This window comes from Actinophytocola sediminis, from assembly GCF_054779715.1.
This window is the reverse complement of sequence record NZ_BAAGXS010000028.1, coordinates 49,975-62,891: the sequence shown is the minus strand read 5'-3', so window position 1 is coordinate 62,891 and position 12,917 is coordinate 49,975. Positions and strand designations below refer to the sequence as shown.

Here is a 12,917-nt window from a genome sequence, read left to right as displayed (position 1 = left end):
TCTCGGGCACGAAGGGACGGAATGACGTGAAGCGCTGGATGAAGGCGATGGTGGGCGTCGCCAGCATCGCCCTGGTTACCGCGGGCTGCGCCGGTTCTGGCGGCACCGACACGGGCGGCGACGCGGCCGAGGGCGAGCCGCGCACGCTCACCGTGTGGCTGATGAACGGTTCGGCGCCAGAACCCCTCACCACGGCGCTGCACAAGGAGTTCGAGCAGGCCAACGAGAACGTCACCGTCAAGTTCGAGGTCCAGGAGTGGAACGGCATCCAGGACAAGCTCACCACCGCCCTGGCCAGCCAGAACCCGCCGGACATCATCGAGCTCGGCAACACCCAGGCGCCGGCGATCGCGTCCGAGCGCGTGCTGACCGACCTCAGCGGGGACATTGACAGCCTCAACGGCGACCAGTGGCTGGCCAGCCTCAAGGCCTCCGGTGAGTGGGACGGCAAGCAGTACTCCACGCCGTTCTACGCCGCCAACCGCGAGATCATCTACCGCACGGACATGTTCGAGCAGGCCGGCATCACCGCCCCGCCGACCTCCCGTGAGGAGTGGCTGGCCGCGATCGCCAAGCTCAGGGCCACCTTCGCCACGACGCCGAACTTCCAGCCGCTGTACCTGCCGGGGCAGAACTGGTACGCCCTGCTGTCGTTCATCTACGACGAGGGCGGCGACATCGCCAAGCAGGACGGCACCGAGTTCACCGCCACGCTGACCTCCGACGAGGCCAAGGCCGGCCTGGAGTTCTACCAACAGCTGGTCGAGGCCTCCGGCACCACCGCGCCCAAGGACAACGACGAGCAGAACCCCGAGCAGGCCGGCATCTTCGGCCAGGGCGCGGTCGCGATGATGATCGGCCTGCCGTGGGAGGTCGACACCGCGACCAAGGACCACCCGGAGCTGAAGTCGAAGATCTCCGCGTTCCCGATCCCGTCGAAGAACGCCGGGGAGACCGCGCCGGTGTTCCAGGGCGGCTCGAACCTGGCCATCCCGCTCAACAGCGCGAACGTCGACCTGGCCAAGGACTACCTGAAGCTGCTGCTCAGCGACAAGTACCAGGGCATGCTCGCCGAGGCCGGCATGGTGCCCGGCGCGTCGACCGACCTCTCGCCGCTCGAGGAGAACCCGATCAGCAAGGCGATGGCCGAGGCGTCGAAGAACGGCCGGGCGGTCCCGGCCACCCCGACCTGGGCGACCATCGAGGCAGGCCAGAACCCGCTCAAGGACATGCTGACCGCCTACCTGACCGGCGCAAAGAGCCTTGACGCCGCGACCGGCGACGCGAACGCCGCACTGGACGCCGCCTTCTCCGGCGCATGACCACGACCGCACTGCCCGTGGTGCCGGCGGAGACCCCGCCGGCGCCGCGGCGCGCCGGCCGGTCGCCACGGGCCGGTCTCGGCGAGCGCGCCATCCCGTACCTGCTGCTCACCCCGGCCGTGGTCACCATGCTGGTGCTGCTCGGCTGGCCGGCGGTGCAGGTCGTCGCGATCAGCTTCCGGCGGCTGGACCTCGGTGAGCTGGTCCGGGGCGAGATCGTCTGGATCGGCCTGGACAACTACCGCGCGGTGCTCGCCGACCCGGAGGTCTGGACGGTCACGCTGCGCACGGTGCTGTTCACCGCGGCCGTGGTGGCCGCCACGGTGGTCGGCGGGCTGCTGCTCGCGCTGCTCATGCGCCACCTGGCGGCCGGGATCCGGGTCGCGGTGCAGATCTGTCTGGTGCTGGCCTGGGCGACGCCGATCCTGGCGACCACCACGGTCTTCCAGTGGATCTTCGACCAGCAGTACGGGATCCTGAACAAGACCCTCGTACTGCTGGGCTTCGACAGTTTCGCCGGGCACTCCTGGTTCGCCAGCGGCGCCAGCACGCTGACCGTGATCGGCCTGCTGGTCGTCTGGCAGGCGGTGCCGTTCGTCTGCTTCACGATCTACGCCGGGCTGCTCAGCGCGCCCAAGGAGCTGTACGAGGCGACGAGCATGGACGGCGCCAGCGCGTGGCAAACGTTTGCGGCCGTGTCCTGGCCGGCGATCCGGCCGCTGGTCACGCTGGCCACGTTCCTGTCGCTGATCTGGGACTTCAAGGTGATGGCGCAGGTGTGGGCGATCCGCCAGGGCGGGCCGGACGGGGAGAGCACCACGCTGCCGGTGCTGCTCTACCTCAAGGGCATCGCCGGGCGGCACTTCGGGATCGCGTCGGCGATCGCGGTGCTGATGATCCTGGTGCTGCTGGTGCTCAGCATCCGGTACCTGCAGTTGCTGTTGCGGTCCAAGGAGGGCGACCTGTCGTGAAGCGGTTCGCGCTGAACACGGTCGGCGTGCTCGTCGCCGTGCTGTTCGCCTTCCCCACGTACTGGATGTTGACCAGCGCGTTCAAGCCGTCCGGGGACCTGCTCACCCCGGACTACGACCTGATCCCGCTGTCGGTCACCTTCGACAACTTCGTCACCGCGATCAACCAGCCGGGGTTCACCGTCCACCTGACCAACAGCCTGATCGTCACGCTCGGCGCGGTGGCCTGTGCGTTGGTCGCGGGGGTGTTGGCGGCGTTTCCGCTGGCCCGGTTGCGGTTCCGGGGGCGCCGGGGATTCCTGCTGCTGGTGTTGATCGCGCAGATGGCGCCGTTGGAGGCGTTGTTCATCCCGATGTTCCTGTTGATGCAGGACGCCGGGCTGCTCAACCGGCTGCCCTCGCTGCTGTTGGTCTACTTCGCGATCACGCTGCCGTTCACCGTCTGGGCGTTGCGCGGGTTCATCCAGGGCATTCCCTATGAGCTGGAGGAGGCGGGGATGGTCGACGGGCTCAGCCGGTTCGGCGCGTTCCGCCGGATCGTGTTGCCGCTGCTCGGGCCGGGGCTGGTGGCCACCTCGGTGTTCGCGTTCATCACGGCGTGGAACGAGTTCCTGTACGCGCTGGTGTTCATGCGGGACTCGGACAAGCAGACGTTGCCGGTGTGGTTGTCCACGTTCCGCACGGTGTTCGGCACGGACTGGGGTGGGGTGATGGCCGCCTCGGTGCTCTACGCGTTGCCCGCGCTGGTGTTCTTCCTGATCGTCCAACGCAAACTGGTCGCCGGCGCCACGGCGGGCGCGTTGAAGGGTTAACGCAGCGAAGGGTCCCTTCACTGCGGTGGGCGCAGCGATGGGACCCTTCGCTGCGCGCCCTTGTGGTCTGGACCAATGGTGGGCTATACCTGGGTGGAACGTTCATCGGCGTCTAGGAGGACCTGTGTCCAGGCTCCCTGCATCCGGACGACGCGCGGTGACGGTGCTGGCCGTCGCCGCGCTCGCGGTTGGTGGCGCCGGTGCGCCGTCGGCAGCCGCGCCTGCTCAGCTCGAAGGCAAGGAGCCCCGTATGACCCAGGTGATCCCGACCCCGGTGTCGGTGACACCTGACCGCGCCGGTGGTGAGTTCCGCATCACCGCGGCCACCGTGATCGAGGTCGACCGCGGCGCCCGCGGTGTCGGCGACTACCTCGCCGGCGTGCTGCGCCCGTCGACCGGCTACGGGCTGCCGGTGCGGACCGACCGCCGGGCCGGCGCGGACAACCGGATCTCCCTGGAACTCGGCCGGGTCGCCGACGAGCTCGGCGACCAGGGCTACGTGCTGGAGACCGACCGGCGCGGCATCGAGGTCACCGCCGCCACCCCGGCCGGCCTGTTCGCCGGCGTGCAGACCCTGCGCCAGCTGCTGCCCGCCCAGGTCGAGAGCCGCCAGCAACAACGCGGTCCGTGGGCCGTGCCCGCCGGCCGGATCGTCGACTACCCGCGCTTCGAACACCGCAGCGCGATGCTCGACGTGGCCCGGCACTTCTTCTCCCCCGACGAGGTCAAGCGCTACCTCGACCAGATCGCCCTGTACAAGATCAACCGCCTGCACCTGCACCTGGCCGACGACCAGGGTTGGCGGATCGAGATCGAGTCCTGGCCCCGGCTGACCACCCACGGCGGCAGTACCGAGGTCGGCGGCGGACCTGGCGGTTTCTACACCAAGGCGCAGTACCGCGACCTGGTCGCCTACGCGGCGCAGCAGCAGATCGAGATCATCCCGGAGATCGACCTGCCGGGGCACACGAACGCCGCGCTGTCCTCCTACGCCGAGCTGAACTGCGACGGCGTCGCCCCGCCGCTGTACACCGGCATCGAGGTCGGCTTCAGCTCGCTGTGCATCGACAAGGAGATCACCTACACCTTCGTCCAGGACGTGCTGACCGAGCTGGCCGAGCTGACCCCGGGCGAGTACCTGCACGTCGGCGGCGACGAGGCGCACGCGACCACCGATCCCGAGTACATCAGGTTCTTCGAGCGGGTGCTGCCGATCGCCGAGTCGCTCGGCAAGAAGGTCACCGGCTGGCACGAGTTCCTCAAGGCCACGCCGTCGACCTCCGCGCTGCCGCAGTACTGGGGCACGACGAACTCCAACGCGCTGGTGCGCGACGCGGTCGCGCGGGGCAACAAGGTGTTGCTCTCGCCGGCGAACAAGACCTACCTGGACATGAAGTACGACGAGAACACCCCGCTCGGCCTGTCCTGGGCGGGCTTCATCGAGGTCGACGAGGCCTACGGCTGGGACCCCGGCAACTACCTGGAAGGCGTGCCGGAGTCGGCGGTGCTGGGCATCGAGGCGCCGCTGTGGTCGGAGACCCTGGAGACCAGCGACCACATCGAGTTCATGGCCTTCCCCCGGCTGCCGGCGGTGGCCGAGCTCGGCTGGTCGCCGTGGTCGACCCACGACTGGGAGTCCTTCCGCACCCGGCTGGCCGCCCAGGCGCCGCGGTGGGCGCAGCTCGGGATCGACTTCTACCGCTCCCCGCTGATCGACTGGCCGTGACCGGTCGCCGCGAAGGGCCGGCGCGGGCCCTTCGCGGTCAGCCGGCGGGCGCGACCGCCTCCACCGAGCCGGACAGCCGAGCACGCTCGGCGGCGAAGACCGCCAGGTGCGACTGCAGCGACTCGTGTGGGCCGGACAGGATGTGCGCGTGGTCGCCGGTCGCGACCGCGGTGGTGAACGCCGCCAGCAGGCCGTCGTCCCCGCCGCCGTGGCCAGCGGCCGCGTCCTGGCCGGCGGAGGGCACCTCCAGGACCGAGGTCTCGCCGGTGGTGAAGTCGTGCAGGGTCACCCGCTCGCCGTCGCCGTCCAGGCTGCCCCGGGTGCCGAAGATCTGCGTGCGGCGGTCGAGGTGCGGGGTGAACCCGGTCATGGTGAACGTCGCGGTCACCCCGCCGTCGAACTCCAGCGCCACCACCTGGTGGTCGACCACGTCGTTGTCGCACGCGTAGACGCACCGCCCGTAGGGTCCGTCGGCCAGCGCGGCGCGCACGCCGTCCTCGGTGACCTGGTCGGTCAGCACGCTGACCGGCCAGCCGGTGCGCCCGGCGCGCACCATGCCGAGGTAGAGCCGCTGCGCGGAGTACGGACAGTCCGGCTCGACCGCGCAGCTCAGACACCGGTCCGACGCGTCGGCCGGCTGCGACGAGCGCCGGAAATGGCTCAGCGAGCCGAAACTGGCCACTCGCTCGATCGGCCTGCCGACCAGGTGCCGCAGCCAGTCGATGTCGTGCCCGGACTTGGCCAGCAGCATGAACGACGCCTGGTCGGACCGGCGCCAGTTGCCGCGCACGTAGGAGTGCGCGTAGTGCCAGTGCCCGACCGGTTCCAGGTGCTGCACGCTCATCACCTCGCCGATCCGGCCGTCGTCGAGCAGCGACTTCACCAGCCGGGTGTATGGCCGGTAGCGCAGCACGTGACACACCGCGAACAGCACGCCCGCGTCGACGACCGCGCGGACCAGCTCGGTGCACTCCTGCTCGGTGGGCGCGAGCGGCTTCTCCACCACGAGGTGATATCCGTTGTCCGCCAGGGTGATCGCCGGGCCGACGTGGTCGGAGTCCTGGGTGGCCACGATCGCGGCGTCGGCCAGCCGGGGGGCGGCGGCCAGCTCCTGCCAGGAGCGGAACGCGCGTTCTGGCGGCACGCCGTGCCGGCGGGCGAGTTCGGCACGCTGGTGGTCCCTCGGCTCGGCCACCGCCACCACCCGCGCGAGCCGGGGCCGGGCCGCGATCCACTCCGCGTAGCCAGCGCCCCGCTGGCCAGCGCCAACCACCGCGTACGTCACCGGCCGGTCCATCATGCCCTCCCATAGCTGGCCACCAGCACCGACGCGGTCACCCGCACCGGTTCCGGCAGCGCGGCCACCCGCTCCCCCAGCGCTTCCGCACCGACGTGCCAGGCGCTGGGGCCCATGCCGACCAATGACAGCACGTCGTCGTGGGACAGTTCCAGCTCGAACTCCTGGACGTCCTGAGTGGACGGTTCGAAGTCGGCCGCGAGCGCGGCGGTCACCTGTCGTTCCTTGTCCGGCGGCACCCGCAGCAGGCCGAGGTCGGTGACCAGTCCGGCCAGGTGCTCGACCGTCGGGGAGACCACGATCAGGGTGCCGCCGGGTGCGATGACCCGGCCAAGCTCGGCGGGGTTGCGGGGGGCGAAGACGTTGAGCGCCAACGAGATCGCCGCGGTCCTGATGGGCAGGGCGGCCCACACGTCGCAGCCGACGGCGCCCGCGTTGGGGTGGGCGCGGGCCGCGCGGCGCAGCGCCGGTTTGCTGATCTCCAGCGCGAGGCCGACCAGGTCGGGTTCGGCGTCGAGTACCGCGGCCAGGTAGTGCCCGGTGCCCGCGCCGAAATCGGCGACACACCCGGCGGGCGTGGGGGCGGTGACCGCGGCGGTGACAGCGGGCCTGGCGGCGGTGACAACGGGCCTGGCGGCGGTGACGGCGGCGGTGAGCGCGGCGGTCACCGGGCGGTAGTGGCCGGCGGAGAGGAACGCGGCGCGGGCGGCCACCATCTCGGCCGTGTCGCCGGCGACCGCCGCCTTGCCGGACAACAGGTTCACGTAGCCCTGGCGGGCCAGGTCGAACCCGTGCCCGGACGCGCAGCGCAGCTGCGCGCCGGCCAGGGTCATGGTCGCCGCGCAGTGCGGGCAGGCCAGGTAGGGCAGCACGTCCGTGAGCACGAGGCGACCCTAACCGGCCAGTGCTTCGATCCGCTGGTGCAACCGGGTCACCCTGGCCTGGGACTCCGGCTTCATCAGCACGCTGCGCAGCACCCGCGTCCGGTCCACATCGGACACGACGGTCGGGTGGCGGCGGGTGAGGTCGGCGGCGGTCACCCCGAGCACGGAGAGGAAGACCCGGTCGCGCATGCCGTCGGTGAACATCCGCGCGGTGGCGCGGTCGATCGCCGACAGGGTGTCGTGGCGCGGGAAGTAGGTGACGATGTCCAGTTCCGGCCGCTGGTAGAGCGCGAGCCGTGGGGAGTCGTCGAGCAGGTCGGCCATGGCGAGCGCGGCCCGCCGGCCGGCGGCGAGGAACTCACCGAGACCGGCCATGGTCGGCGGGATCACCTGGAAGGTCAGCCACAGCGCCGCGGCCGCGGCGCCCGCCCGGGAGCACTCCAGGCTGATCTCGCCGAGGTGCAGGTCGCCGTCGGTGAAGTAGGTGTAGGGCGAGTCGTGCCGGTAGAACCGTTCGACGGCCGGGTCGGCGAACAGCACCGCGCCGCAGCCGTAGGGCTGGAGGCCGTGCTTGTGTGGGTCGACCACCACCGAGTCGCAGGACGCGATGGCCCGCCACGGCCGGGGGTCGATGAGGGTGTCGTTGCCGGCCAGCAGGGTGAAGAATCCGCCGTAGGCGGCGTCGACGTGCAGCCGCACGCCGTAGCGCTCGCGCAGGGCGAGCGCGTCGTGGATCGGGTCGACCGCGCCGAGGGCGGTGGTGCCCGCGGTGAGCACGACCGTGCCGACCGTGCCGGTGGCGAGCAGGTCGGCGAGGGCGTCGAGGTCCATCCGGCCGGCGGCGTCGACCGGCACCTGGTGGCCGGTCAGGCCGAGCAGGTGGCACATCCTGGCGTGGGTGTAGTGGCTCTCGGTGCTGAACGCCACGCCCTTGCCCGGGTGGGACTCGCGCGCGACGAACAGTGCCTCCAGGTTGGCCACGGTGCCGCCGCCGGTGAGGTGGCCGAGGTGGTCGTCGAAGCCGAACATCGTGGCGAGGGCGGCGACCGCCTCGCGTTCCATGGTGGCGGTGGCCGGGCCGCCGTCCAGTGCGTGGTTGTTCGGGTTGACCAACATGGTGGTCAGGTAGCCGGCGACCGCGACCGGATGGGGTGGCTTGAGCATCTGGCCGGCGTAGTCGGGGTGGAAGTACGGGTAGTTGTCGGTCAGCCGGGTGGTGAGCTCGGCGAACGCGGTCTGGAAGCGGTCGGGGTCGATCTGCTGGGCGGGATGCTCCTGGTAGCCGGGAAAGCCGCGCTGCCAGCCGTCGATCGCCTCGACACCCTGACGCAGCCAGCCAGCGAGATCGTTCATGGGCCAACAATCGCACGGACCCGGCGAAGGGCGTCTCCCGCAGGTGGGAGACGCCCTTCGCGATCAACTGGGCGGGTCGGCCGGGTGGGTCAGCGGCGAGCGCCGCGGCGGCGCAGCAGGACCAGGAGCGAGCCGCCGCCGAGGAGCAGGGCTGTGCTGAGGAGCACGAGCCAGCCGACGGGGCCACCGGTCTGCGCCAGTCCGGGGGCGGCGGGCGGCGGGCCGCCCTGCGGGCCCGGGCTCGTCGTGCTGTGGCTGGCCGGCGGGGTGCTCGTCGAGCTGTCCGGCGACGTGCTGGACGAACTGCTGGACGACGTGCTGGACGAGGTCGTGGACGAGGTCGTCTCGGTGGTTGACGTGGTCTTCGTCGGCGACGTGGTCGTCGTGGTCGTCGGCGACGTCGTGGTCGTCGTGGTCGGCGATGTCGTCGTCGTGGTCGTCGGTGACGTCGTGGTGGTCGTCGGCTTCGTCGACGTCGTAGTCGTCGTGGTCTTGGTCGGCGACGTGGTGGTCGTCGTCGGCTTCGTCGTGGTCGTGGTCGTCTTGGTCGGCGTGGTCGTCGTCGTGGTGGTCGGCGACGTCGTGGTGGTCGGCGTCGTCGGTGTCGTCGGTGACGTCGTCGTCTGCGAGGTTGTCCTCGTCGGCGAGGTCGTCGTGGTCTGCGAGGACGTCGGCGAGGTCGTCGTCTCCGACGACGTCCAGGTCGGCGACGTCGTCTGCGAGGACGTCCAGGTCGGTGAGGTCGTGGTCTCCGAGGACGTCCACGTCGGTGAGGTCGTGGTCAGCGTCGTCGGCTGCTTCGGCGACGTCGTGTTTCCCGCTGGCCCCTCAACACCGGGGGCGGTGCCAGTAACGCCGAACAACACCACGGCCGCGAAGCCCGTGACGGCAACCGCTCTGGTGGCAATGAGAAACCGGCTCATTTTTAGCTCTCCGCTGTGTGGGTGAACTCAACGGCCCTTTCTAGCACCGGCCGAAATGATTCCTCATTTCAGAAGTCCACTATGTACACAGAAGGATGAACTACCGATCAGACCACGCAGAACTCATTGCCCTCCGGGTCGGCCATCAGGTAATGGTCGGCGCGCCCACTGTCGTCCTCCACGATGCGGCTGACCGTCGCGCCGGCCGCGGTCAGCCGTTCGACCGCGGCGAGTACCTTGGGCCACCGCTGCTCCCACGGGGTCTGCCGGCCACCGCCCACCTTGAGGTCGATGTGCACCCGGTTCTTGACCACCTTGCCCTCGGGCACCTTGACCAACGACAACGTCGGCCCGGTGCCGTCCGGGTCGGACAGGTACGCGCCGTCGTCCCATTCCTCTTCCGGGACACCGAGCTCGGTCAACCAGTCGGCCATGGTCGCGTAGCCGGCCGGCACCGGCATCTCGACATAGCCGAGCGCGAACGACCAGAATTTCGCCAACTCGCCCGGATGGGCGCAGTCAATCGCCAAACCCCATGTGACCTGCATGAATCCAGGCTAGCTCAGGGGTCCGACAATTCACGCCGGCCAGCGGCGCGCGGCCTCGGTGAGCGCGGCGCGCGCCCCGGCGCCGAGTTCGGCCACCAGGTCGGCGGCGGGAATCTCCCTGGCGAACTCGTGCGCCTGGCCCGCCCACAGCGACATCGCCTCCGGGTCGCCGGCCTGGCGCAGCCCCTTGGTCAGGTGGTGCACGTGCGGGTAGGCGGCCGGCGCGGCCGAGGAGTGTTCGGTGATGAACCGGTTGACCAGCCCGCGCGCCGGCCGGCCGGTGAACGCGCGGGTCACCGCCGTCGGCCGCTCGCCGGCCAGCGCCGCCCGGTGTGGCGGGTTCGTGCCGGCCTCCGGGCACGCCAGGAACATCGTGCCCAGCTGCGCCGCCCGCGCGCCGGCGACGAGCACGGCGGCCACGTCCCGGCCGCCGGACAGCCCGCCGGCCGCGATCAGCGGCACGGTCACCGCGGCGGAGATCTTGCGCAGCAACGGAAGCAGCGCGGTGTCGTCGATCGGGTCGGTGTTGTGGAAGGTGCCCCGGTGACCACCGGCCTCGGTGCCCTGCACGCACAACGCGTCCGCGCCGGCGGCGGCCGCGGTCAGCGCCTCGCCGGCGGAGGTCACCGTGACCACGGTGGCGCAGCCGGCCTCCCGCAGTTCGCTCAGCACCGTCGGATCCGGGCAGCCGAAGGTGAAGCTGACCACCGGCACCCGCTCCTCGCGCACCAGCGCGAGCTTGCCGGTCCAGCCGTCGTCGTCGTCCGACGGGTCGGCCAGGGTCACCCGGTAGCGCCGCGCCTCGGCGGCCAGCCGCTCCCGGTAGCCGGCGAGCGCCTTGCCGTCCACAGTGGAGGTGTCGGGGACGAAGATGTTGACCCCGAACGGCTTGCCGGTCAGCTCCCTGGTGGCGCCGATCTGCGCGCGGACGGCGTCCGCGGTGCGGTAGCCGGCGGCGAGGAAGCCGAGCCCGCCCGCGTTGGACACGGCGGCGGCCAGCTCGGGGGTCGACCCGCCACCGGCCATCGGCGCCTGCACGATCGGTTGGGACAACTCGTCAAGGATCATTCAGGGAACTCCTGGTCCAACAGCCTGAGCAGCGGGGTGGCCTTCACCGCGGTCTCGGCGACCTCGCTGTCCGGTTCGGACAGTGCGATGATCGCACCACCGATGCCGTAGGACACTCTGTCCGGCTCGACCACGAGCGTACGGATGACAATACTGAAGTCCGCCGCGCCGTTCGCGGAGAAGTACCCCAACGCGCCCGAGTACACGCCCCGAGGGCCACCCTCGAGCCGGTCGATGATCTCCATCGTGCGGATCTTGGGTGCTCCGGTCATGGATCCACCGGGGAAGGCCGCCCGCACACAGTCCACCGCGCCCCGGTCGGCGCGCAGCCGCGCACGGACCGTGGACACGAGCTGATGCACGGTCGGATGCGATTCCACCGCGAACAGCTCGGTCACGGTCACCGAGCCCAACTCGGCGACCGTGCCGAGATCGTTGCGCACCAGGTCGACGATCATCAGGTTCTCCGCCCGGTCCTTGGCGCTCGCCGCGAGCTCTGCCCGCAGCCGCTGATCGTCTACTTCGGAGTCACCGCGCGGCCGGGTGCCCTTGATCGGTCGCGACTCGACGAGCCCGTCGGGCCACACCCGCAGGAACCGCTCCGGGGACGCGCTGAGCACACTGCGCTCGCCGAGGCGCAGCAGCGCGGCGAACGGTTCCGGGTGCTGGCGGCGCAACCGGCGGTAGGCGGGCCACGGGTCGAGCTTGCCGTCGGCGACGAGTTGGTTGGTGAGGCAGATCTCGTAGCTCTCGCCGGCGGTGATCTCCTGCTGGCACCTGGCGATCAGCCGCTCGTACTCGGCCCGCTCGTGCCGTAGCCGTAACTCGCCGAGCTCGGGGACGGCCGGGTCGTCGCGCAGTGGCCGCAGCCCGCGCAGGGTGGCCTCGGTGTCCGCCAGCCAGGCGAGATTGTCGTTGTGTGCCAAGGCGAGCAGGTGGACCGTGCGTTCCTGGTGGTCGATGACGACCGCCCGGTCCGGGGAGATCATCGCCGCGTCCGGCTGCTCGGCGCGGTGGGCGTTGTCCGCCCCGCACTCGGCTTTCAGCTCGTAGCCGAGGTAGCCGACCCAGCCCAGCGCGAAGTCGAACGGCAGGCCGGGCGGCAGGGTGCTCGGGTGCGCGGCGAGATCGGCGGCCACCCAGTCCACAAAGGATCCGGTGACGACCGTGTCGCCGGCGGCCGAGCGGACGGTGACCTCCCCGGCGGAGACGTCGGCGGTGGCCACCCTGGCGCGCGGACCGCTGGCGTCACCGAGGAAGGAGAACCGCCCGCCGCCCGCGCTGTCGAGCCAGAAGGCCCACGCGGACTCCCGGTACAGCGCGTCGAACACCGCCTCGGCGTCCACGTCCACCGCGATCCGCCGGTGGTGCAACGTGGGCGCCGGTAACGCGGCCGGCCGGGTGCCCGCGGTGATCCGGCCGCGGGTGCCGAGGAAGTTCGCCAGCAGGCGGTGTCCGTGGTCGGTCCGGATCGACTCCGGGTGGAACTGCACCCCCCACTGCGGCCGGGAACGGTGCCCAACGGCCATCAGCACGCCGTCCTCCGCGGTCGCGAGGCCCGTCAGCTCGCCGGGTAACCGGTGCACGGCGAGCGAGTGGTACCTGACCGCGTCGAACGGCGAGGGTAAGCCGGCTAAGATGCCATCGCCGGTGTGCGTGATCCGGGAGACCAACCCGTGGCGCACCTCGGTCGCCGGGCCGACCTCGCCGCCGTAGGCGTGGCAGATCCCCTGGTGCCCAAGGCAGACACCGAGCAGCGGGATGGTCGCCGCGCGGATGATGTCGCCGCACCTGCCGAAGTCCGCGACCCGCTCCGGCCGGCCGGGCCCCGGCGAGATGATCACGTTGTCGTAGTCGGCGAGGTCGCCAAGCGCCCAGCCCGGCTCGTCGTTGCGCACCACGACCGGCCGCACACCGGTGACGGACCCGACGAGGTGGCACAGGTTGAACGTGAACGAGTCGTAGTTGTCGACTATCAGGGTGCGCATCAAGCACGGAGCCTGACCGATCGCC

General features: G+C 70.9%; 11 protein-coding genes. 5 read left to right on the top strand and 6 right to left on the bottom strand.

Annotated elements, in window-relative coordinates; genetic code table 11:
• Window positions 1-26: 26 nt before the first annotated feature.
• From ACYVIP_RS18035 to ACYVIP_RS18020, 4 genes are all read left to right on the top strand, one after another.
• Entirely contained in the window at window positions 27-1,322 is a 1,296-nt protein-coding gene (locus ACYVIP_RS18035) for an extracellular solute-binding protein (RefSeq protein WP_460397666.1), read from the top strand.
• Complete coding sequence (locus ACYVIP_RS18030) at window positions 1,319-2,293, top strand: carbohydrate ABC transporter permease (RefSeq protein WP_460397664.1); 975 nt, start codon at window positions 1,319-1,321, stop codon at window positions 2,291-2,293. Before ACYVIP_RS18035 ends, ACYVIP_RS18030 begins: the two co-directional genes overlap by 4 nt.
• On the top strand, window positions 2,290-3,105 hold the full coding sequence (locus ACYVIP_RS18025) for a carbohydrate ABC transporter permease (RefSeq protein WP_460397662.1): 816 nt from the start codon (window positions 2,290-2,292) through the stop codon (window positions 3,103-3,105). The genes ACYVIP_RS18030 and ACYVIP_RS18025 overlap by 4 nt, the downstream gene beginning before the upstream one ends.
• A 250-nt stretch (window positions 3,106-3,355) precedes the next feature.
• Window positions 3,356-4,831, top strand: a complete 1,476-nt coding sequence (locus ACYVIP_RS18020) for a beta-N-acetylhexosaminidase (RefSeq protein ID WP_460397660.1) — start codon at window positions 3,356-3,358, stop codon at window positions 4,829-4,831.
• A 37-nt stretch (window positions 4,832-4,868) separates the two neighbouring features.
• Here ACYVIP_RS18020 and ACYVIP_RS18015 read toward each other — a convergent pair whose 3' ends face one another.
• The 3 genes from ACYVIP_RS18015 to ACYVIP_RS18005 are packed head-to-tail and all read right to left on the bottom strand — an operon-like array spanning window position 4,869 to window position 8,365.
• The gene (locus ACYVIP_RS18015; RefSeq protein WP_460397658.1) at window positions 4,869-6,116 is read right to left on the bottom strand and encodes a Gfo/Idh/MocA family protein; all 1,248 of its coding nucleotides are present in this window, start codon (window positions 6,114-6,116) and stop codon (window positions 4,869-4,871) included.
• 11 nt (window positions 6,117-6,127) lie between these two features.
• Entirely contained in the window at window positions 6,128-7,012 is an 885-nt protein-coding gene (locus tag ACYVIP_RS18010; protein WP_460397656.1) for a putative RNA methyltransferase, read from the bottom strand.
• Window positions 7,013-7,021: 9 nt separating this feature from the next.
• A complete protein-coding gene (locus ACYVIP_RS18005; RefSeq protein WP_460397654.1) occupies window positions 7,022-8,365 on the bottom strand; it encodes a pyridoxal phosphate-dependent decarboxylase family protein in 1,344 nt (447 codons plus the stop codon).
• A 246-nt stretch (window positions 8,366-8,611) separates the two neighbouring features.
• On the opposite strand from ACYVIP_RS18005, the gene ACYVIP_RS18000 reads away from it, so the two are divergent.
• Window positions 8,612-9,313 (top strand): hypothetical protein, encoded by a 702-nt coding sequence (locus ACYVIP_RS18000; protein ID WP_460397652.1) that lies wholly within the window; start codon window positions 8,612-8,614, stop codon window positions 9,311-9,313.
• An 82-nt stretch (window positions 9,314-9,395) separates the two neighbouring features.
• Here the strand turns inward: ACYVIP_RS18000 and ACYVIP_RS17995 are convergent, their stop codons facing one another.
• The 3 genes from ACYVIP_RS17995 to pabB are packed head-to-tail and all read right to left on the bottom strand — an operon-like array spanning window position 9,396 to window position 12,892.
• Complete coding sequence (locus tag ACYVIP_RS17995) at window positions 9,396-9,836, bottom strand: VOC family protein (RefSeq protein ID WP_460397650.1); 441 nt, start codon at window positions 9,834-9,836, stop codon at window positions 9,396-9,398.
• A gap of 30 nt (window positions 9,837-9,866) precedes the next feature.
• Window positions 9,867-10,901 carry a nitronate monooxygenase gene (locus ACYVIP_RS17990; RefSeq protein WP_460398199.1) on the bottom strand — a complete coding sequence of 345 codons (1,035 nt, stop codon included), beginning with the start codon at window positions 10,899-10,901 and terminating at the stop codon, window positions 9,867-9,869.
• Window positions 10,901-12,892, bottom strand: coding sequence for an aminodeoxychorismate synthase component I (gene pabB / locus ACYVIP_RS17985; protein ID WP_460397648.1), 1,992 nt, complete (start codon window positions 12,890-12,892; stop codon window positions 10,901-10,903). The genes ACYVIP_RS17990 and pabB overlap by 1 nt, the downstream gene beginning before the upstream one ends.
• Window positions 12,893-12,917 lie beyond the last annotated feature (25 nt).